The sequence below is a fragment of the Kribbella sp. NPDC056951 genome, assembly GCF_042674205.1.
GTDB classification, from domain to species: Bacteria; Actinomycetota; Actinomycetes; order Propionibacteriales; family Kribbellaceae; genus Kribbella; species Kribbella yunnanensis.
The window spans coordinates 44,008-65,235 of the sequence record NZ_JBHUQZ010000021.1; the positions used below are offsets into that span (position 1 = coordinate 44,008).

A 21,228-nucleotide genomic window follows, 5' to 3' on the forward strand; every position below is an offset into this window, starting at 1 on the left:
AGCGTCACATGCATGAGAGCCATCACGCTTCGCCAGGCCCGGACGAACAACCTCGCCAACCTCGACCTCGACGTACCGCGGAACCAGTTGGTCGTGTTCGTCGGCCGCTCGGGGTCGGGGAAGTCGTCGCTGGTGTTCGACACGATCGCGGCCGAGGCGGGATTCCAGCTGAACGAGACCTTCCCGCCGTTCGCACGGAACCGGCTGCCGAAGTGGGCTCGCCCGGAAGTCGAACACATCGACGGACTGACGCCGGTGATCGTGATCGACCAGCGCCGGATCGGCGGCAACGCGCGGTCGACCGTCGGCACGGTCACCGACGCGTGGACGTACCTGCGGCTGCTCTTCTCGCGGCTCAGTGACCCGTACGTCGGTGAGTCGAACCGGTTCTCGTTCAACGACCCCAGCGGGATGTGCCCGGCGTGTTCAGGCCTCGGCGAGGTCGTCGTGAGCGCGGTCGACCGGTTCCTGGACCTCGAGAAGTCGCTGGCCGAGGGCGCGATTCGGCTACCCGGCTTCGGCCCGGGCAAGTACTGGTACTCGCAGTACGCCGACATCGGTTCGTTCGCCATCGACACCCCGCTGCGCGAGTGGTCGGAGGGTGAGCGTGAGGCACTCCTGTACGGCGGTCGCGCAGCCGCCGAACTCGGCCGCAAACCGCCGAAGGACTACGAGGGGGTCGTCGAGCGATTCGAGCGCATTTATCTGCACACCGCGGACAACCTCTCGGAGCGCAAGCAGACGACCATCCAGAAGTTCACCCGCTCGGACATCTGCCCGGAATGCGACGGGGATCGACTCGCGAAACCCGCGCGGACCGCGACCATCCGAGGCCGGACAATCGGCGAGCTGGCCCGGTGGGAGATCACCGAGCTGTTGGAGTTCGTGAGCGGGATCGACGAGCCGGCCGTCGTACCGGTGGTGTCGGCGCTGACGGCGCGGCTGCAGGCGATGGTCACCATCGGGCTTGGTTATCTCGCGCTTGCGCGGGCGACGACGAGCCTGTCCGGCGGTGAGTCGCAGCGGATCAAGACCGTGAAGCAGCTCGGGTCGAGCCTGACCGAGCTCACGTACGTCGTCGACGAACCGACCGTGGGTCTGCATCCGACCGATGTGGAGTCGATGATCGCACTGCTCGAGCAACTGCGCGACAGTGGCAACAGCGTGCTGGTGGTGGAGCACGATCCCGCGGTGATGCGGCACGCCGACCAGATCATCGAGGTCGGACCGGGCGCCGGCGCTGCGGGTGGTCGGGTGGTGTTCCAGGGCACGTACGACGAGCTGCTGGTGGCCGAGACGCCGACCGGGCGCGCGCTGCGACGACCAGGCCGGGCCAGCGGTGACGACGCCGTACGGCGGCCGGTCGGCGAACTGGTGGTTGCGAACGCCGTCCGGAACAACCTGCGGGATGTGACGGTACGGATCCCGGGTGGCGTGATGACGGTGCTGACCGGGGTCGCGGGCTCGGGGAAGTCGAGTTTGGTGGCCGAGTTGGTGGCGCAGCACGACGCGGTGGTGATCGACCAGAAGGCGGTCGGGACGAGCCGGCGGTCGACGCCGGTCACCTATACCGGGATCGCGCCGGCCATTCGGAAGTTGTTTGCCCACAGCAACGACGTACCGGTGGCGATGTTCAGTGCGAATTCGGCGGGAGCGTGTCCGGAGTGCCGAGGGCTTGGGGTGCTGCATACCGACCTGGCATTTATGGAAGGGCAAGAGGTGGTGTGCCCGGCCTGTGGTGGGCGGCGATTCTCGCCGGAATCCCTTGTTTATCAGGTGAACGGGTATTCGATCGCGGATGTGGACGACCTGACGATTGAGCAGGCGATCAGCGAGTTGCCCGATGCGGGCATCGCTCGTGGGCTGCAGCAACTGGCTGCGGTCGGTTTGGGGTATTTACGGCTCGGGCAGTCGCTGAACACGCTCTCCGGCGGAGAATGCCAGCGGGTGAAGATTGCGAAGGAACTGCGGGTCGCGGAGGGACGGACGACGTACGTGCTGGACGAGCCGACGACCGGGCTGCACCTGGATGACATTGAGACGCTGCAGGGTGTGCTGGACCGGCTGGTCGGGCACGGTCACAGTGCGGTCGTGGTCGAGCACAATCTGGAGGTGATCCGGCGGGCGGACTGGCTGATCGACCTCGGTCCCGGGCCCGGCCGGCACGGCGGGACGGTGCTGTTCGAGGGGCGGCCGGCGGACTATCTGGACCGGGCGACCCCGACCAGCCGCGCGCTGGCGGCCGAATCCGTGGCGGTGTGAGCGGCGAGGGGCGTTGACGGGTCGGTTGCAACGGTGTGTTATCCGAAGTAGGCCCGGTGTTTTGCCGGGTCCGTACGCTGGGGATTTTCCGTCGATCCGCCCCTGACACACCGCGGAGGGTGCAATGAACGAATTCCAGGAACAGGCGAAGAACTGGCTCCGGAACGTCGTCAAGCAGAACCCGGACAAGATCAAGGCCGGCGTCACGAAAGCCGGTGATCTGATCGACCAGCAGACCGGCGGGAAGTACGCGGACAAGGTCGACGCGGTACAGGAAAAGGTCGGCTCTTTCGTCGACAAGCAGAACGGCGAATCCACCACCGCAGCCGACGACGCGGCCGGCGCCCAAGCGGACGCCGCAGGCGCAGCGGAAGATGCCGCCGGCACCGAAGAGGACGCTGCCGGCGCGGCAGCGGATGAGGCCGGCGCCGAAGAAGACGCGGCCGGCGCCGAGGAAGACGCCGCGGCAGTAGAACCCGAAGGCTGGACCGTCGGCGGCGACGCCCCCGAACCGTCCGATGCAGCCTCAGCCGGTTCGTCGGCTGAAGGCGCCGAGACCGGCGGTACGGCGACCGGCGGCCTGCCGGGTCCGCGCGAGTAGCCGGACGGACCGCCGACTGGGGTGCGCCGCGCTTGCGGCGTACACCCACGGCTGGTTGCTGTGAGTGCGTTTGTGGTGACGGTTGCCGGGGTGGTTCGGGACTTCGTGGCTGGGTGACGGTGCTGGACCAGTTGGGTGGCTGGTCTGTTGACGCGAATGGGTCGCGGATGCGGTCGGGGCGTGCCTGAGTGTCCGTCTTGACCGGGTGATGGGGCACGCCTAGCCTCGGGAAGACGAAGGGATCACTCCACCTGACGGTGGCGGTTATAGCGAGCTGACAGTTCTCCCGAGCTGAGCGAAACGACGGCAAGAGGTATTGCCGGTGCTCGGACGATCCAGGTGACGATGCCCCCGTCACCTGGAGGCGATATCGCCGTACCCGGTGACAGCGAGTGACCTCTTCGACCGACTGACACAGTCCCGCCTGGTGCGTGACTCGACGAGGGGAGAGGCCGATGGCACTCGTGGCATTGGCGAGCTCCGCCGGGCTGACCGTGATCGGCCTGACCGTGGTCGGGCTGGTGATCGCCGGCCTGCTGGCCTGGATCGGCTTGACGTTGTCGCGCCGGAAGGCTGCCGACAACACGGCTGCGCTGGCGAATGCCCAGCTCGAGGCGTCGACGATCACGAGTGGCGCGAAGTCGCAGGCTGAGCTGATCAAGCGCCAGGCCGAGGAGGAGGCCGCCGTACTGCGGGTGCGGGCGGAGACCTCTGAGCAGCGTGCGGAGGAGATTCGCCGCGCCGCGGAGGATCGGGCCTCGGAGGTACGGCGGGATGCGGAGCAGCGGGCTTCCGACGTACGGCGTGAGGCCGAGGCGGAGGCTCAGTCGATCCGCGACGACCTGCGTGAGCAGCGGCTGGAGATGGAGCGGCGTGATCACCGGCTGACCGAGCGCGAGGAGCGACTCGACGAGCAGCACCGGCAGAGCGAGGAGCGGCAGAGCGAGCTCGCCACGCAGTTGGCCGAGCTCGATCAGCGCAAGGCGGAGATCAAGGATCTCGAGGAGGAGCGCCGTCGCATTCTCGAAGGCGTCGCGAATCTGACCACCGAGCAGGCACGGGCCGAGCTGGTCGCGTCGATCGAGGCGGAGGCGAAGCGGCACGCGCATTCGATCGTCCGCGATATCGAGCGGCAGGCGCTGGACGAGGGCGAGACGAAGGCGCGCAAGATCATCACCGGGGCCGTTCAGCGGCTGGCGAGTGAGCAGACGAGTGAGTCGGTCGTGTCTGTCGTGCACCTGCCCAGCGATGACATGAAGGGGCGGATCATCGGTCGTGAGGGGCGGAACATCCGCTCGTTCGAGCAGACGACCGGGGTGAACCTGATCATCGACGACACCCCTGAGGCTGTGCTGCTGTCCTGCTTCGACCCGGTACGGCGGGAGACGGCGCGGCTGACGCTGGATTCGCTGGTACTGGACGGGCGCATCCACCCGAGCCGGATCGAGGAGATCTACGAGCGCAGCAAGGGCGAGGTCGCCGAACTGTGCGAGCGGGCCGCCGAGGACGCGATGGCCGAAGTCGGGATCACTGACCTGCACCCGGAGCTGATCCGGACGATGGGGCTGCTGCGCTACCGGACGTCGTACGGGCAGAACGTGCTGAAGCACCTGATCGAGTCCGCGCACATCGCCGGGATGATGGCGGCCGAGCTCGGGCTGGATCCGAAGCTGTGCAAGCGCGGTGCGTTCCTGCACGACATTGGCAAGGCGCTCACGCACGAGTCCGAGGGCAGCCACGCGATCGTCGGTGCCGACCTGGCTCGCAAGTGGGGCGAGAGCGACGACGTCGTGCACTGCATCGAGGCGCATCACAACGAGGTCGAGGTCCGGACAGTCGAGGCCGTGCTGACCCAGGCCGCGGACGCGGTCAGCGGCGGCCGGCCGGGTGCGCGTCGCGAGTCGCTGGAAGCGTACGTGCAGCGGCTCGAGCGGCTCGAGGAGATCGCGATGCACCACGACGGGGTCGAGAAGGTGTTCGCGATGCAGGCCGGTCGCGAGATCCGCGTGATGGTGCTGCCGGATGCGGTTGACGACATCGCGGCGCAGGTGATGGCGCGCGATATCGCCAAGCAGGTCGAGGAGGAGCTGACGTATCCGGGGCAGATCCGGGTGACCGTCGTACGGGAGTCGCGGGCTACTGAGGTTGCGAAGTAGCGGCTTGCCAGAGCAGCTCGGAGCCGCCGCGCTCGGCTGCATGGTTTAGCAGCTCTGAGCGCCAGTCCAGCTCCATGCCGTCGCGCCAGTCCCGCTCCGGGTCGTAGAGCATGGCGAGCTGCGACGGGTACCGCGCGACGGCCTCCAGCTTCTGCTGCAGGTGTGCCGGGGTGACAGCCGGCACGGTCGCTGGCTGGCCAACCGTGGCGTGTGCCTGCCCTGCTGCGTAAGGGAAGTCCTCCCACAACACCAGCTTCAGGTTGTGCTCGCGCGCCACGCGGGCGACCGCCTCCCTGGTGATCCGGTGGTCGACGTGATCGCCGAGGGCTGCGCAGGTCCACAGCTCAGCCGGCCAATCATCACCGAAGGACTTGTGAATGGCCCGAGCGATCTGTTCGACAAGCACGGCATCCGTCGGCGCTTCGAACAAGGCGGCAAACGATCCGATCTCGTCCTGGCGGTAGATCGAGTCCAGGAAGGGCAGATGCAGCGACCGCGCCCCCAGGATCTCTGTGGCCTCGAGGTCCTCTTCCCGTCGCCGCGCCACCGCATCGTCGCCGAGCCCACACATGGCGTGGAACTGCCGGGCGAACTCCGAGTACGGCGGCGCCGCCGCACCGGCGAACACCGTGCAGACGGTGACGTCCACGCCCTGTCCGGTGAGCGCGGCAATCGTCGCGCCAGCGCTCAGTACTGCATCGTCGAGATGAGGTGAAACCACCAGGACCGCACACATGCTTGCCTCCGACAACTGGAAGGTTTCTTTCCAGTTGACCATGCGTGCCTTGGCTGTGCCGGTGCGCAGTGAAGACATGCCCGATCGGTCGCCCGACCGTGCACGATTCAGTCGGCGTACTTCGCCCGCCAGGCAGGCGCTTCGAACGGCGCGCCGTAGATCCGCGTCTCGCGCACGATCCGCCCGTCGCCGAACTCCACGACGTTCGCCACGTAGTAGATGTCGCCGCCGTAGTCCGACCGCCCCAGTACGACGAAGTGGTCACCCGCCCCGGTGATCCGCAGTACCTCGATCGACGGCGGATTCGGATACTCGCCCTGCATCGCCCGCATCCGGTCCCGCCCCACGATCCGCTCCCCGGACTGCGGCATCTCCAGCACGTAGTCCTCGGCCCGCATCTCGTGCTCGGCCTCCGCCGACAACGCCAACTGCCCACCCGCCGGCCACAACCGCTCCAGCAACTCCCGATTCCGGTCCATCACCCCACCATCCCCCCACTCCTTCACCCAGCCTTAAACCGGCCTGTCAGTTGTGATCCTCGCGGAGGTGGGTGGGGGTTACGTCGATGGTGGTTTCGGCGACCTTGTCGTGTGGGGCGACGCTGTACTGCTTCTCGACGTTGGGTTTGAGCATGGTGGCTTCGTCGCGGTTGCGGGGGTTCGCGAGGCGGTAGGACAGCCAGATGCCGGCGGCGCCGGCCAGCATGATGATGATGCCGAGGGCTTGCAGGTTCAGGCTGTCCGATGTGTCGCGGACAGCGAACGCAATGATGGCGCCGATGGTGACGAGGGTGATTCCTACTCCGATTCGCATGCCTGACTCCTCTCGGAACTCCTGAGCCCCGTGACGTGGAGTAATGGATTTCACTCCCTGTACCCAAGGCGTCACTGACGCATGCGCAGGGCGTCTCCCACGAGGTCCAGGGTTCGGTCCAGCGCCTCCCACTGTAATGAGCCCCAGGTGACCATCCCCTCGCGCGCCTCAGCCTCGTCTGCGGCCGTCAGTCCGGGTTGCCCTAAACGCCCAGCCCTGGCCGAGTAGTCCGCGACGTATCGGCGCAGCAGGAAGAACGCGAACTGGTCGAGATGCAGCGGTACATCGGCCGGATAGGTCTCCAGCACATGCTTGAGCGCGCGGGAGTCGACAGGTTGCTCGGCCTGCAGCAGGAGGGCCAGTTCGCACTCCGGGGGAGCCAGTCGTGCGCCCTCCCAGTCGAGCAGGCTCAGCTGGCCGGAGTCGTCCACCAACAGGTTCCCGCCATGCAGGTCGGTGTGACAAACCACCATCTGCTGCGGCAAACGGCGTACTGCGCTCTGCAACTGCAGGAGCCGTTCACGCTGGATCTCATGCGGTACGGCGAACTCCTCACGCGGGAGGGCGACAGTCGGCACCACAGCGTGCAGCCGCGCCAGCACCTGGCCGAGCTGGTGGAGCATCGGCACGGACCAGTCGCGGGGCGACCGTCCTGGCAGGAGGGGGAACAGCGCGACGATGCCATCGGGGATGGTGATCGAGAGCGCACCACTACCGGTCGGAACGGCGTACGGCACGCGGAAGCCGGACTCGTGCAGCTGTTTGACCAGTGGAAAGCGGATGTGCGCGTTGGTCGCGCTCTCGGCGTCGACCCACAGCTTGACGAAGTAGTCCTCGCCCAGCCGGTAGCAGACCGAACCCCAGCCGAGCGGGATGAACGTCAGCTCACCAGAGACGCCGTACGACGTCTCGATCGCAGTGAGCAGCGCCGTGCGGTCGATCGCCGGTTCGGCGAGCACGTCAGCGGAACGCGTTCTGGCCGGTCAGGGCCTGGCCGATGACCAGCTGGTGGATCTCGGAGGTGCCCTCGTAGGTGAGGACGGACTCCAGGTTGTTGGCGTGCCGCATGATCGGGTACTCGCCGCTGATGCCGTTGGCGGCCAGGATGGTGCGGCACTCGCGGGCGATGGCGATGGCCTCGCGGGTGTTGTTCAGCTTGCCGACACTGACCTGCTCGGGCCGCAAGGTGCCCTTCTCCTTCAGGCGACCGAGGTGAACGGCGAGCAGGATGCCCTTGTTCAGCTCGACTGCCATGTCGGCGATCTTGGACTGCGTGATCTGGTAGCCCGCCAGCGGCTTGTCGAACACGGTCCGCTCACCGGCGTACGCGATCGCCGTCTCCAGGCAGTCCCGGGCCGCGCCCATCGCACCGAAGATGATGCCGAAGCGTGCCTCGTTCAGACAGCCCAACGGACCCGACAGCCCTTGCGCCTCAGGCAGTACGGCGGAAGCCGGCAACCGCACGTCCTCCAGCACGAGCTCCGACGTGACCGACGCGCGCAGCGACATCTTCAGCTTGATCTCCGGCGCGGAGAAACCCGGTGTGGCAGTCGGTACGACGAAACCGCGCACACCCTCGTCGGTCCGCGCCCACACCACCGCCACGTCAGCCACTGACCCGTTGGTGATCCACATCTTCGAACCGTTCAGCACCCAGTCGTCACCGTCGCGCCGCGCGTTCGTCCGCATCCCACCGGGGTTCGAACCGAAGTCCGGCTCGGTGAGACCGAAGCACCCGATCGCCTCACCCGCAGACATCCGGGGCAGCCACTCGTCCTTCTGCTCCGCGCTGCCGTACTTCCAGATCGCGTACATCGCCAGCGACCCCTGCACCGACACGAGCGACCGCATGCCCGAGTCCGCAGCCTCGATCTCCAGACAGGCGAGCCCGTAGGCGACCGGCCCCAGCCCCGCACACCCGTACCCGGTCAGGTGCATCCCCAGGAACCCGAGCGAGCCGAGCTCCTTGGCCAGCTCCCGCGCCGGGATCGAAGCGCTCTCGAACCACTCCGGCAGCGAAGGCCGCAACCGCTCATCCGCGAACCGCCGCGCAGCCGCCCGGACATCGACCTCCTCAGAAGTCAGCAGCGAGTCGACGTCAACGAGATCCAGCGAAACGGTCATGGCCAAACGCTAGCCCCAACCAGACCACAGTGAAGGGAGGTTTATCTCACTTCCGGTACCAAGGCCACCACCAGCGGCGTTTGCGCGGATGCCGGACGGTCATCGAGCTGTACCGCGCAGCACCCTTCACAATCAGATGTACGCCGTTCGGTCCGGCCGGAGCCGTCTTGTTCGAAGCGGAGCCACCGTGGAGCTCGACATCGTCGAGAGTGACGGACCAGCCGACCGGCACGATCATCGTGATCGAGCTGTGCGTGAGGTTCGCAGTGACGGTCACCTCACGCCAGTGGACGGTGGCATCGGTGAAGTCGAGACGGGCCGAGGAGTGCACCAGCTCAGCGGCCACGCGCTCCGGGACCTGCCAGGCGCCCTCGCGCTTCTGCGCGCTGTGGGTGGCGCGGATCATCACCTCGGCCGGCTTGGCGGTGTCTCGGACCGGGACCAGATCAGCTGTCGCATCACGCAGTTCGAGCTGGGTCTTGGCGGAGTAGACCTGGGTCAGCCGCTCGTCCAGCTCCTGGAAGTCGAGGCGGCCGTCGGTGTGTGCTTCCTGGAGCACGGCGGCAGCGCGTTCGCGGTCGTTGTCAGAGGCCCGTTGGCTGGGCGGCGGCTGCTCCAGACTCATACAGCCAACGGTACGCCGTTTACTCCGGGGCGACGGTTACGGCGCACACCACCACCTGGGATGATGGCGACGTGAATCCGCGCACCGTCGTCATCCTCGGCTCGACCGGTTCGATCGGCACCCAGGCTCTTGAGCTCATCGGGCGCAATCGCGACCGGTTCCGGGTGCTCGGGCTGTCGGCCGGCGGGGACAACGTCGGGCTGCTGGCCGAGCAGGCGCTGGCGTTCGAGGTCGAGGTGGTTGCCGTCGCCAAGGCCACGGTGGCGCAGGATCTGCAGCTGGCGTTCTACGCCGAGGCGCAACGCCAGGGGTATGCGCAAGGCGAGTTCCGGATTCCGAAGATCATCACCGGCCCGGACGCGTCGAGCGAACTGGCCGCGACCCCGTGCGACGTCGTACTGAATGGCATCACTGGTTCGGTCGGTCTGCACCCGACGCTGGCCGCGCTCGACGCAGGCAACACGCTCGCCCTGGCGAACAAGGAGTCGCTCGTCATCGGCGGCCCGGTGGTCACCCGGCGGGTGAAGCCCGGGCAGATCGTGCCGGTCGACTCCGAGCACAGCGCGATCGCGCAATGCCTGCGCGGCGGCGCGCCCGATGAGGTCCGCAAGCTCCTGCTAACTGCGAGCGGCGGGCCGTTCCTCGGTCGCAAGCGCAGTGAGCTCGCCGAGGTGACCGTGGAGCAAGCGCTTGCCCACCCGAACTTCGCGATGGGCCCGGTCGTCACGATCAACTCCGCGACACTGGTCAACAAGGGGCTCGAGCTGATCGAGGCGCACCTGCTCTTCGGAATTCCGATGGAGCGCGTCGAGGTCGTCGTACACCCGCAGCAGGCGGTGCACTCGATGGTCGAGTTCCACGACGGATCCACCATCGCGCAGGTCTCGCCGCCGACCATGACGCTGCCGATCGCGCTCGGTCTAGGGTGGCCCGACCGGATAGCGGACGCGTCGCCGCCGTGGGACTGGGCTACGGCGAGCAGTTGGCAGTTCCTCCCGCTCGACGACGAGGCGTTCCCGGCCGTCGGTCTGGCCCGCGAGGCCGGGACCCGCGGCGGTACCGCTCCCGCCGTCTTCAACGCGGCGAACGAGGTCTGCGTGCAGGCGTTCCGGGACGGCCGGCTGCCGTTCCTGGCGATCGTCGACACAGTGGCCCGGGTGCTGACCGATCACGACGTACCCTCGTACGAGGAGCTGTCCGTCGACGACGTCCTGGCCGCGGATGCCTGGGCGCGGACGCGGGCTCGCGAGATCACCGGAGTACAGGAGACCACGAACGCATGACCGCACTGCTCACGATCCTCGGCATCGTGGTGTTCGCCCTCGGGATCATCGTCTCGGTGGCTCTGCACGAGATGGGTCACATGCTCCCGGCCAAGGCGTTCGGGATGAAGGTCACCCAGTTCTTCGTCGGCTTCGGCCGGACGGTCTGGTCGACCAAGCGCGGCGAGACCGAGTACGGCTTCAAGGCGATCCCGGCCGGTGGTTTCGTCCGGATCATCGGCATGCTGCCGCCGGCGAAGGGTCAGGATCCCGGCAAGGTGCGGAAGGCCAGCACCGGCCCGATCCAGTCGATCGCCGAGAACGCGCGCAACGCGGAGTACGAGACCATCGACCCCGCCGACAACGGACGGCTCTTCTACCAGAAGCCGTGGTGGCAGAAGCTGATCGTGATGGCGTCCGGCCCACTGGTCAACGTCGCGATCGCGTTCGTGCTGTTCGGCGGACTCTTCATGCTGTACGGCGCCAATGTCGCGCAGACGACCGTGTCCACGGTCACCGACTGCGTGATCCCGGCGAGCCAGGCCAGCGTGGACCGCAAGTGCACCGACGCCGACACGGTGTCGCCGGCCAAGACCGCCGGATTCCAGGTCGGCGACCGGATCGTGTCGTTCAACGGCACCCAGATCTCCAGCTGGGACCAGCTCACCCCGCTGATCCGCGCGAACACCGACAAGCCCGCGACGATCGTTGTCGAGCGCAACGGTGCGCAGCAGACCCTGCGCACCAACACGATCGTGAACCAGGTCCCGAAGGAGGCCGGGTCGGACAAGTTCGTCTCGGTCGGCTTCCTGGGCGTCTCCCCGGAGATGAAGCTGGAGCGGCAGGGGCCGGCGTTCGTCGTCGACAAGATGGGCGAGCTGACCGTCGCCACGGTGAAGGCGATCGGCAACTTCCCGCAGAAGCTGGTCGGCGTCGCGAAGTCGATCGTCGGCGGTGAACGCGACGAGAACAGCCCGATGAGCGTCGTCGGCGCCAGCCGGGTGGCCGGCGAGATCGCGTCGAACCAGTCCCTGACCGGTGGTGAGCGGATCGCCTTCCTGATCTCGCTGCTGGCCTCGCTGAATCTCTTCCTGGCCCTGTTCAACTTCATCCCGCTGCTGCCGCTCGACGGCGGCCACATGATCGGCGCGATCTGGGAAGGCATCCGGCGCGGCTTCGCGAGGCTGTTCGGCCGCCCCGACCCCGGGTACGTCGACGTCGCCAAACTGCTCCCGATCGCGTACGTGATGGCGAGCGTGATCACGGTGATGGGTGTGCTGCTCGTCATCGCCGACATCGTGAACCCGATCCGTCTGTTCAACGGCTGACCCTCAACCGAGTAAGGAATCATGAGCATCTCCCTGGGCATGCCCGCGCTGCCGCCGCCCGTCCTGGCCCCGCGCCGTAAGACCCGCCAGATCAAGGTGGGCAAGGTGCTGGTCGGCGGCGACGCGCCGGTCTCGGTGCAGTCGATGACCACGACGCTGACCTCCGACGTCAACACCACGCTGCAGCAGATCGCGGAGCTGACCGCGGCCGGCTGTGACATCGTCCGGGTCGCCTGCCCGTCGCAGGACGACGCCGACGCGCTGGCGGAGATCGCCCAGCACTCGCAGATCCCGGTGATCGCCGACATCCACTTCCAGCCGAAGTACGTGTTCACCGCGATCGAGGCCGGCTGTGCGGCGGTTCGGGTGAACCCGGGCAACATCCGCAAGTTCGACGACCAGGTCAAGGAGATCGCGGCCGCCGCCAAGGACCACGGCACCTCGATCCGGATCGGCGTCAACGCCGGTTCGCTGGACCCGCGACTGCTGAAGAAGTACGGCAAGGCCACCCCCGAGGCGCTGGTCGAGTCCGCGGTCTGGGAGGCGTCGCTGTTCGAGGAGCACGGCTTCCACGACTTCAAGATCTCCGTCAAGCACAACGACCCGGTCATCATGGTCCGCGCCTACGAGCTGCTCTCCGAGCGTGGCGACTGGCCCCTGCACCTCGGCGTCACCGAGGCCGGCCCCGCCTTCCAGGGCACCATCAAGTCCGCCACCGCCTTCGGCGCCCTGCTCTCCAAGGGCATCGGCGACACCATCCGCGTCTCCCTCTCGGCCCCGCCGGTCGAGGAGGTCAAGGTCGGCCTGCAGATCCTGCAGTCGCTGAACCTGCGCGAGCGCAAACTCGAGATCGTCTCCTGCCCCTCCTGCGGCCGCGCCCAGGTCGACGTCTACACCCTGGCCGAGCAGGTCACCGCCGGCCTCGAAGGTATGGAGGTCCCGCTCCGCGTCGCCGTCATGGGCTGCGTCGTCAACGGCCCCGGCGAAGCCCGCGAAGCCGACCTCGGCGTCGCCTCCGGCAACGGCAAGGGCCAGATCTTCGTCAAGGGCGAGGTCATCAAGACCGTCCCCGAGTCCAAGATCGTCGAGACCCTGATCGAAGAAGCCCTCCGCATCGCCGAAGAAATGGGCGAAACCACCGCCGCCGGCGAACCAACTGTCACCGTCGGCTGATAGGTACTCGGAGTACCTATTGGTGCAGTAATCGGTCGAAGCTTGGTGCATCAGATGCGCCGCTCTTGGTGTAGCATTTCAGTCATGACGCGCATCTCCGTGGACGTGAATGACGAGTGGCTGGACGCCGCTCGTGCCGAGCTGGGCACCGACAGCAAGGTCGAGACGATCAACGGCGCCCTGCGGGAGCTCGCTGTGCGCCGGAAGGGGCGAGAGATCGCGGAGATCTTCGCCAGTGCCCCGATGGACTTCTCGGGGTCGGCCGATGCCTGGCGTTACGGCGGGGGTCGTGACCTCGAGGGCCTGATCGAACGCGCCCGGGAGGACCGAAGCGCGTGATGGCCGGCAACATCTTCCTGGCTGACACGTCGGCCTATGTTTGTCAGTTGCGGTCGTCCAAGGCGTTGCAGAGATTCCAGTCGCTGCTGCTCGAGGGCCGGCTCGCGACCTGTCAGATGACTTCCCTCGAATACTTGAACAACGCTCCCGATCCGCAGTGGTACGAGCGGCTGTGGGGCGCGCTCCATGGCCAGCGACAGCTAGATGTCACCGCTGAGGCAATGGATCGCGCGTTGGACATCCATCGCACGTTGGCGAAGAAGAGTCAGCACCGCAACTTCAGCCTGCCGGATCTGATCATCGCCGCCACAGCGGAGCTGGCTGGGTACACAGTGCTGCACTATGACGACGACTATGACCGGATCGCGAAGGTGACTGGGCAGCCGGTCGAGTGGATCGTTCCGAGGGGATCTCTCTGAGATGACTGACTACCTTGTGGTGAGTGCGGTTCGGGGTGAGGCGCGGTATCTGCCGGAGGGGTTGCCGGTGCTGATCACCGGGGCTGGCAAGACGCCGGCAGCGGTGGCTACGGCTCGGATGCTGGCTTCGCGCGATACCTCGGACCTGGTGGTGCTGAACGTCGGTACGACGGGCGCGCTGCGCGACGGGCTGTCGGGAATCTATCTGCCGAGCACGGTGATCAACCACGACCTGAACGTCGATGCGATCCGCGCGATCGGCTTGGACCCGCAGGACGAGTTGCCCGTCGAGGGTGGCGACGGCACGGTGCTCGCCTCGGGCGACGTGTTCGTGGCCGACCCCGCCGTACGGGCGAGGCTCGCGGAGCGGGCGCATCTGGTCGACATGGAGGCGTACGGCGTCGTCTACGCCTGCCGCGAGTTCGGCGTACCGGTGAAGGTCGTCAAGCACGTCTCGGACGCCGCCGACGACGCCGCCCTCGACTGGCCGACCCTCGTCGACACCAGCGCGAAGGCCCTGGGGGAGTGGGTCACGCACTACGTGCGCGAACGAGCGTAGTGCGTGAGGTCATTGTCCTTGCAGGAAGAGGAACTGGCGAGCTAGCTGACGAACCTGTGCCCAGCGTTCGTCGGTGTGCAGGGCCGGTCCGCGCCACAGCTTTTCATTGCCGGGTCCGGACATCTGATCGAGGAGTTGGTCGATCGCGGTCAGGAGGTCCAGCTCGGCCTGCGTGAGGCCGAGCTGAACTCCCAGTTGTGGTGCGTCCTCGACCTCGAGCGCGAGCTCGTCGGCGAGGTCACCTACTCCGATCCCCGCGAGATAGGCCTCCTGATCTGCTGCGGGCAGCGCCAGCCGGGCCACCGCTCGCAGCAAGGCGATCAGTTGTCGCGAGTTGTCGGTCATCGTGCGTCCTTAGATGTTCGTGAGATCGTGGCCGATGCGCTCGGTGCCCTTGCCGCTGGAGACCTTCCAGTACGGGTTGGGTCCATGATGCCCTCCGCCGGGATGCCACTGGAGGTTACGTCCGGTCAGGTTGCCGGCGTCGTTGACCTCCTGGGCCTTGAAGCCGCGTCCCTTCGCGCTGCCCCGGCCGAGCGTTCCGGTCTTGTAGTTGCCGGACTTCTCCACGACCGACTTGATCTTCGCGGGATCCTTGTCGAGGATCCGGCTGGGTTTGTCGAAGATCCGCTCGAGCTTCCGGTTCGCGTTGGCCTTCTGGATGGCTTGCCCGACACCCTTCACGACCGTACTGAGCCGTTTCGCCGCGGACGCGACCCGGCCGGCCATCATCACCCCGCGAACCGCCAGCATCGCGGCTCCGGCGATACCACCGGTGACGGCCGTCAGGGCGACCGTGATGGCGATCTCGGCGACGACCTGGAGGATCATCTTGCGGTTCTCGTAGACCCACTTGGCCGCCTTCACCGCCGCGGCCTTGACCCCGTGGGCCACCGCGACCGCTGTTTTGACCACCGCCTTGGCGGCCTTCTTGATCGACCCGATCGGGTCCTTGCGGATCTCGTTGACCTTCTTGGCGACCTTGACCGCCACCTTGATCGCGGTCTTCACCACCGTCTTGACGGTCTTCTCGATCTTCTTGATGACTTCGACCGGGTGCGTGACGACGTACTTGATCGCTTCGAAGGTCTGGGTCGCGGTGTCCTTGACCCAGTTGACCACCGTCGAGGCGACGTTGACCGTCTCCTTGACGGTCTCCACCACCCGGTTCGTCACCGTGGTCGCGACGGTCTTGATGCTCTCGACGATGCTGCTGAACCAGGACATCCCGTCGGGGTCGCTGAACGTGATCGGGTTGTTGTTCCCGTACACGTAGGCGTTCAGCGACTGCGGATCGGTGTTGTCGAGTTGCGGGTCGACCGAGATGAACTTGCCGATGGTCGGGTCGTACTCCCGGGCACCGAGATGCACGAGTCCGGTCGTCGGGTCGTTGGTGCCGCCGACGAAGCCACGCTGGCCGGGCCAGCTCGCCGGCGCGGTGCCGCGCTGGTTACCGTACGGGTCTTCGCGCCGGCGCTGGACGGTCTGGGTCGCGTTGTCGGCGATCGCCGTGGTCGACGTTCCGTGGTGGTCGGCGCCGAGCCAGTACAGCTGGCCCTTGGTCCGCACCGCCACGGTCTTGCCGCCGAACTCGTAGTGCCGCGTGCCTTCGGCCTCGGTCGCGCCGGGCTTGAGCAGGAGTTCGGTGTCGCCGAGGTAAAGCGTCGTACCGGTGTTGTCGCGCCGGATCAGCCGTTCACCGTTGGCGTCGTACAGGAACGACGTGTCCTGGCCGTTCTTGGTGACCTTCTCCAGGTCGTCCTCGAAGTTCCAGGTGTACGACTCGCCGACCCCGCCGACGGACCGCGCCGTCCGGTCACCGGCCTCGTTGTAGGTGTAGGTGTCGGTGCGGCCCCCGGCCGGCATGCCGGTTCCGGTGGTGACGACGCTCTGCACCGCGTGCGGCCTGGCCTGGCCGGCAGCGGGGTAGTTGTACGTCGCGGTCGTCGAACCCGCGGCCGAGGTCTTGGTCTCGGTCTTGCGGTTGCCGACCTTGTCGAAGGTCCAGCTGTGCCAGTACGGCGCGGGCCCGCCAAGTGCGGCGGCGCTCGGAGCCGTGCTGCAGTCACCCGGTGCGTTGTCCTCGCCCGGCTTCGGCGTCCAAGCGCCGGTCATCCGGCGCAGGTAGTCGTAGCTGAAGCACTGGGTGTCGGTCTGCTCTCCGCTCAGCGACGACGGCCGGTCGACAACCTGCTTGATGTTGCCCGAGTCGTCGTACCCGTACTCCACCTCGGAGACCAGGCTCGGCGACATCTCCCGCTCGGTGGTCACCTTCGAGAGCCGGCGGGTGCCTTCCTCGTAGCTGTAACCGATCGACGTCCACTTGCCGTTGGTCGAGCCCATCGTGATCGACTCGGCCTCACCGAAGGCGGTGTACGTCGTTCCACGCACGTACGATGTGCTTCCGGACGCCAGCGTGGTCGGCTGGTCCTTGCCGTTGTAGCCGTAGCTGAGTGTCTCGCCCGGCAGCCCACCGACACCCGGCAGGGTTTCGGTGTCGAGCTGGCCGTCGTCGCGATAGGTGCTGCTGAACTTGTACGTGCCGGCCAGCTTGCCCTCGTTCGCCGGGATCACGTACTCGTTGCCGGTGGCCCGCCCGCGGGCGTCGTAGCCGGTGATCCGGTTGGTGTAGGCGTTGCCGTCCTTGTCGTAGCGAGTGGACGACGTCGGCATCCCGGCGAGCAGCGTGTCGAACACGAACTCGGCCCGCTTCGGACCGGTGGCCGAGCCCTCGCGGACGGCGGTCGTCCGGCCGAGCACGTCGTACTCGAAGGCGAGCGTCTGCCCGCGACTGTCGGTCTGGGTGCTGACCTTGTCGACGTCGTCGTAGGCGTACGTGGTGGTGCCCTTGTCCGGGTCGACCTCCTTGATCTTGCGGCCGCGGACGTCGTACTCGTAGCCCCACTTGTTCCCGGCCGGGTCGGTGACCTCGGCCAGCTGGCCACGCTGGTTGTACCCGTACGTCGTCTTGTCGTAGGCGCCCGTCGCCGAGTCGCCCGTGTACTGGCGCATTTCGAGCAGGCGGCCCTGGACGTCGGTGATCCGGGTGATCGGAGTCTCGCCGCTGGGCGGGTCGACGGTCTCGCTGTCGCCGGAGTAGGTGTGCTTGGTCTCCCAGAGCACCCGGTTGAAAGACTTGACCTGCTCGGTGGTCGGTCGTCCGGCCAAGTCGTACAGAGTGAGCTTCTGGGTGGGGAGTTCCTCCTCGACCGGGGTGACCAGCTTCTCCGTCACCGGGGTGTCCTGGTAGTACGGCCCGTTCTCCTTGACCTCGAGGCCGCGGCTGTCGTACTTGACGTCGCTGACGACGGTCCCACCGGTGCGCAGCGACTCCTTGCTCTGGCGCGGACGCATCAGACCGTCGTAGATCTGGACCTCCGCGTCGGTGCTGCCATCGGTCTGCAGCGTGGTGGTGGTCACTGTCAGCGGTGAGTTGTCGAAGATGCCGTAGCTGTAGGAGACGTCCGGTACGGCGGCGTTGTCCGCGGCCGCGGACAGTCCGGCGACGTTGGTGCCGGCCTTGGCGGCCTTCGCCGTCACGGCGCCGGTGCGGCCGGGGTACCAGACCTTGGTGGTGCGGCCGAGCGGGTCGTAGATCGCCTCGGTCCGCTTCCCGGCCTCGTCCGTGGTAGCCACTTGCTGGCCCCAGGCCGGCTCGAGTTCGACGACGGTTTTCTGGCCATTGGGCTTGGTCGACTCGACACTCGTCACCGGGCCCGGACCGGCCGGGGTGTAGGTGACCTTGCTGGTCTCACCCTTCGGGTTCGTCATCTCGGTCGCGCGACCGAGGGCGTCGTACTTCGTCAGACCGGCGACCTGGTACTGCGGAGTGCCGTCGGCCGCGAAACCCGAGAGGCGCTCGGACTTCGTCACGTTGGCCTTGGTCGGTGCAGCGTCCAGTGACGACGCGTCGTCGTAGTAGGTCCGGTTGTCCTCGATCACCTGCTCTTTGGTGTACGGCTTGCCACAGGCAACTGCGACGGTGAGCTCCCGCTTGGGAACCTCGCTGATCCCCGCGCCCGGGTTCGAGGTGTACTCGAAACTCGTGCAACTGTCGTCGGCGGTCGTACTCAGGTCGTTGAGATCTGTCTTGCTCTTCAGTACGCCGTCGGCGTCGTAAGTGTTGAACGCCTGACTCTTGCGCTCACCGCCACCGGCCAGCTGCTCGGTCTGCCGGTTACCGCCCTGCTCGACCTGGAAGGCGCTGACCGTGGCCCACGAGCGGACCCGGGTCGACGTGGCACCGGAGACCCACTGGTCGTTGATGGTGCGCTGGACCTCTTGGGTGCCGTTGAAGGTGCGCGTCTCGAGCGGCTGACCCGACAGCGGCGCTTGGTCTTCGACCTTGGCACCGGTGGAGTCTTCGACCTTGACGTCTTTCACGCCGCCGGCGGCGAGTTTGTCGCCGTCCATGCCGCGGAAGAATCGGTTCTCGGTGACGGTCTGGGGGCCGCCGACGTTGCCTTTGCGGACGATGGTGCGGTCGTACCCGCGCCACTGGGACCAGGTCTTCTGGCCGATCTCGACCAGGCCGTCCTCGTCGTCGTGCCGCCACGCCGGGGCGCCCGGGTACTCCACGGTGGTGACAGTCGGCTCGTTGCCCGAGATGCGATCCGTTTCGATCACGGACTTGACGACGTACTTGTGGAACCAGTCCTGGCGCTCGGTGGTCGAGCCCGGGGGAGTCCACTTCATCGGGTGGCAGCGGCGTCCGTTGGTGTCGGCCGGTGGTACGTCGCCGGGCTTGCAGTCGGTCGGGTAGTAGTCGATGGCGAGTTCGCCGCCGGTGCCGTAGGAGACGCGGTTGACGCGCCACCAGTTCATCTTCGGCAGGTTGTCGCCGACCTCGTCGACGCGGTTGGCGAGCTGGATGCCGTCGAGGTTCACTTCGGGGATCGCGATGCCGCCGGCGTTGCCGACGTGACCGGCGTACGAGATGCCTTCCAGCCAGAGGCCGGGCTTGGTGTTGTCACCGTTTTCCGGGAAGCTGTGGCGCAGGTTCCAGCTGCTGACCAGATCGAAGCCGGAGCCGCGGTAGACATAGGTGCTGACCTTGCTCAGCTTCTTGGTGGTGAAGAAGCTGGCGTTGTGCTTGTTCTCGCACTTGTCCGGCTTGGTGTTGTTCGGTCCCATGCAGCGCTGGTCGAGCGGCGTGTCGGGGTAGTCGTCGGGGGCCGAGCAGCCGCTGCCGTCGCGGCAGCGTTCGGTGGTGGTGAACTCGACCTTGCCGACGGCCGGGGTGCTGAAGGTGGCACCGTCGCGCTGGCCGTACTCGATCGTGCGGATGTTGCCGCCACGGATGTACGGCGCCACGTCGGTGGCGGTCTGGTTCTTGCCGTAGTAGTTGGTCTCGGTGTCGTAGAACAGGCTCATCGTGTTGCCTTGCCTGTCGACGACGTAGTCGAGGTTCCACTTGTAGATCTGCTGGCACGACGATGCGGCGAAGTTGCCGGCGGTGAAGCACTGTTCGCCGGAGTGGTTGCCGTAGACCGGGACGGTCCAGCCGGAGTTGGTGCGCTGGGTGGTTGCGCCGGGCAACTTGTTGAGACCGAAGTAGTACTTGGTGCCGTCCTTGGTGGTCAGCCGCCAGTGCTCGCCTTTCTCGGCGTCGGTGCGGCCGTCGTCGCCGTTGTCGGCGCCGTTGAGCTTTTCGATCACCGAGCCGTCGTCGGCGCGCGGGTGCCAGGTCTTGGTGGTGTCGTCGCGGACCAGTTCACCGCCCTTGCCGTTCAGCGTGAACGTCGCGTTCTCGCCGGCCCAGCACATGTCGCCGGTGATCTTGGTGCCGTTGTTGCCGGACTGCTCGGTTTTCGAGGCGCAGGACGCGAACCGTTGCTCGATGGATCCGCCGGGCTGTAGGTCGAAGCCTTGCCCGCCCCAGGAGGGCTGGTTGTTGGTGGCTGAGGTGCGGCCATCGACGCCGCCCGAGCTGTAGTCCAGGCTCAGCTTGGGGGTCGGGCCGCCGTTGCTTGGTGGGACGTTCATGGGGTATTGCCAGGCGAAGTCGCCGGAGGAGCCGCCGACCTGCCAGGTGGCGGTCGGGGCGAGCTGCGAGGCGCCGAAGTTGCCGGTGCCGCCGGCAGCAGCGGCTGCGACTGTGAAGGTCGAGGCCTCCGCGCCGACCGGGACGTCAGCAGTGAGGTTGCCGTTCCCGTTGTTCTGTACGGCGATCGGGCGACCGGTTCGCTGGTCGATCACTCGCAGGCGCTGGGACCAGTCGCCACCGAAGGCGTCCCGGAAGTCCTCGTAGCGCAGCTGCAGGGAGACCTTGCCGCTCTTGGCGATACCGTCGGCGCGGTTCACCTTCAGTTCCAGGCTGTCGGTGCCGCGGCGGCTGAGGCCGACGTGTACCTTGCTCGGCGTACTCGCGGCGACCGCGGTGGCCGCGGCCGCCGAATGGGCGGCCGGCGTACCGACCCAGATCGGCAGCGTGCCGGCCCGCACCTTGGGACCGGCGGCCAGGCTGCCGGCCAGCTGGGCCTGCGTGCCGGACTTCGGTGCCGGAAGAGCCAGGTCGGCCGCACCGTCGGTCGGCCAACTCACCTTCGCCGGGCGCGCCTTCGCAGCCGCGGCTTCGGCCGGGTCTGCCGGCTTCGGGATCGGTGTGAACGGCTTGGTGGGGACGGACTTCTGTTTCGTGGGCTTCCACGCCGGGTCGTCGCGTACCGGGGCCGCTTGGGCAGCAGGCCCCCAGACGGTCGCGAGCAGCGCGAGGGCAGTGGTCGTCGAGAGCGCGATCCGGGTGGTGTGCCGGGCGCGCTTCGAGCTCGGGCGGGGGAGGCGCATGCGTGCGTCCTCTCGGCGAGATGAGTGGGCGCTGCCATTCCAACG

General features: G+C 67.1%; 17 protein-coding genes. 9 read left to right on the top strand and 8 right to left on the bottom strand.

Annotated features, from left to right (window positions below):
• Positions 1-12 precede the first annotated feature (12 nt).
• The 3 genes from ACFTSF_RS41035 to rny all read left to right on the top strand — a co-directional run bounded on the left by ACFTSF_RS41035 (position 13) and on the right by rny (position 5,019).
• Positions 13-2,262 (top strand): ATP-binding cassette domain-containing protein, encoded by a 2,250-nt coding sequence (locus ACFTSF_RS41035; RefSeq protein WP_380160942.1) that lies wholly within the window; start codon positions 13-15, stop codon positions 2,260-2,262.
• 124 nt (positions 2,263-2,386) lie between these two features.
• Positions 2,387-2,863 carry an antitoxin gene (locus ACFTSF_RS41040; RefSeq protein WP_380160944.1) on the top strand — a complete coding sequence of 159 codons (477 nt, stop codon included), beginning with the start codon at positions 2,387-2,389 and terminating at the stop codon, positions 2,861-2,863.
• Between the two features lie 455 nt (positions 2,864-3,318).
• Positions 3,319-5,019, top strand: coding sequence for a ribonuclease Y (gene rny / locus ACFTSF_RS41045; RefSeq protein WP_380160946.1), 1,701 nt, complete (start codon positions 3,319-3,321; stop codon positions 5,017-5,019).
• Here rny and ACFTSF_RS41050 read toward each other — a convergent pair.
• The 6 genes from ACFTSF_RS41050 to ACFTSF_RS41075 all read right to left on the bottom strand — a co-directional run bounded on the left by ACFTSF_RS41050 (position 5,000) and on the right by ACFTSF_RS41075 (position 9,317).
• A complete protein-coding gene (locus ACFTSF_RS41050; RefSeq protein WP_380160948.1) occupies positions 5,000-5,833 on the bottom strand; it encodes a PIG-L deacetylase family protein in 834 nt (277 codons plus the stop codon). The two genes, rny and ACFTSF_RS41050, sit on opposite strands and share 20 nt — an antisense overlap.
• A 29-nt stretch (positions 5,834-5,862) precedes the next feature.
• A complete protein-coding gene (locus ACFTSF_RS41055) occupies positions 5,863-6,234 on the bottom strand; it encodes a nuclear transport factor 2 family protein (RefSeq protein WP_344164293.1) in 372 nt (123 codons plus the stop codon).
• A 46-nt stretch (positions 6,235-6,280) separates the two neighbouring features.
• Positions 6,281-6,568, bottom strand: coding sequence for a DUF6458 family protein (locus tag ACFTSF_RS41060; RefSeq protein WP_344164296.1), 288 nt, complete (start codon positions 6,566-6,568; stop codon positions 6,281-6,283).
• Positions 6,569-6,639: 71 nt separating this feature from the next.
• A complete protein-coding gene (locus ACFTSF_RS41065) occupies positions 6,640-7,527 on the bottom strand; it encodes a phosphotransferase enzyme family protein (protein ID WP_380160950.1) in 888 nt (295 codons plus the stop codon).
• A 1-nt stretch (position 7,528) separates the two neighbouring features.
• Positions 7,529-8,692 (bottom strand): acyl-CoA dehydrogenase family protein, encoded by a 1,164-nt coding sequence (locus tag ACFTSF_RS41070; protein WP_380160952.1) that lies wholly within the window; start codon positions 8,690-8,692, stop codon positions 7,529-7,531.
• A gap of 46 nt (positions 8,693-8,738) precedes the next feature.
• Positions 8,739-9,317: a DUF1707 domain-containing protein gene (locus ACFTSF_RS41075; RefSeq protein ID WP_344164305.1), complete on the bottom strand. Its 579-nt coding sequence runs from the start codon at positions 9,315-9,317 to the stop codon at positions 8,739-8,741.
• Positions 9,318-9,388: 71 nt separating this feature from the next.
• Between ACFTSF_RS41075 and dxr the strand changes: the two genes are divergently transcribed.
• The 6 genes from dxr to ACFTSF_RS41105 all read left to right on the top strand — a co-directional run bounded on the left by dxr (position 9,389) and on the right by ACFTSF_RS41105 (position 14,397).
• On the top strand, positions 9,389-10,600 hold the full coding sequence (gene dxr / locus ACFTSF_RS41080) for a 1-deoxy-D-xylulose-5-phosphate reductoisomerase (RefSeq protein WP_380160954.1): 1,212 nt from the start codon (positions 9,389-9,391) through the stop codon (positions 10,598-10,600).
• A complete protein-coding gene (locus ACFTSF_RS41085; RefSeq protein ID WP_380160956.1) occupies positions 10,597-11,907 on the top strand; it encodes a M50 family metallopeptidase in 1,311 nt (436 codons plus the stop codon). Before dxr ends, ACFTSF_RS41085 begins: the two co-directional genes overlap by 4 nt.
• Positions 11,908-11,928: 21 nt before the next feature.
• Positions 11,929-13,080 (top strand): flavodoxin-dependent (E)-4-hydroxy-3-methylbut-2-enyl-diphosphate synthase, encoded by a 1,152-nt coding sequence (gene ispG / locus ACFTSF_RS41090; RefSeq protein ID WP_380160958.1) that lies wholly within the window; start codon positions 11,929-11,931, stop codon positions 13,078-13,080.
• A gap of 84 nt (positions 13,081-13,164) precedes the next feature.
• The gene (locus tag ACFTSF_RS41095) at positions 13,165-13,419 is read left to right on the top strand and encodes a type II toxin-antitoxin system VapB family antitoxin (protein WP_380160960.1); all 255 of its coding nucleotides are present in this window, start codon (positions 13,165-13,167) and stop codon (positions 13,417-13,419) included.
• The gene (locus ACFTSF_RS41100) at positions 13,419-13,838 is read left to right on the top strand and encodes a PIN domain nuclease (RefSeq protein WP_380160962.1); all 420 of its coding nucleotides are present in this window, start codon (positions 13,419-13,421) and stop codon (positions 13,836-13,838) included. The genes ACFTSF_RS41095 and ACFTSF_RS41100 overlap by 1 nt, the downstream gene beginning before the upstream one ends.
• 1 nt (position 13,839) lies before the next feature.
• Complete coding sequence (locus tag ACFTSF_RS41105) at positions 13,840-14,397, top strand: nucleosidase (protein ID WP_380160964.1); 558 nt, start codon at positions 13,840-13,842, stop codon at positions 14,395-14,397.
• Positions 14,398-14,406: 9 nt separating this feature from the next.
• Here the strand turns inward: ACFTSF_RS41105 and ACFTSF_RS41110 are convergent, their stop codons facing one another.
• Together ACFTSF_RS41110 and ACFTSF_RS41115 are read right to left on the bottom strand one after the other, a co-directional pair.
• Positions 14,407-14,742 (bottom strand): hypothetical protein, encoded by a 336-nt coding sequence (locus tag ACFTSF_RS41110; RefSeq protein WP_344164325.1) that lies wholly within the window; start codon positions 14,740-14,742, stop codon positions 14,407-14,409.
• A 9-nt stretch (positions 14,743-14,751) separates the two neighbouring features.
• Positions 14,752-21,183 (bottom strand): RHS repeat domain-containing protein, encoded by a 6,432-nt coding sequence (locus tag ACFTSF_RS41115; RefSeq protein ID WP_380160967.1) that lies wholly within the window; start codon positions 21,181-21,183, stop codon positions 14,752-14,754.
• Positions 21,184-21,228: the final 45 nt, after the last annotated feature.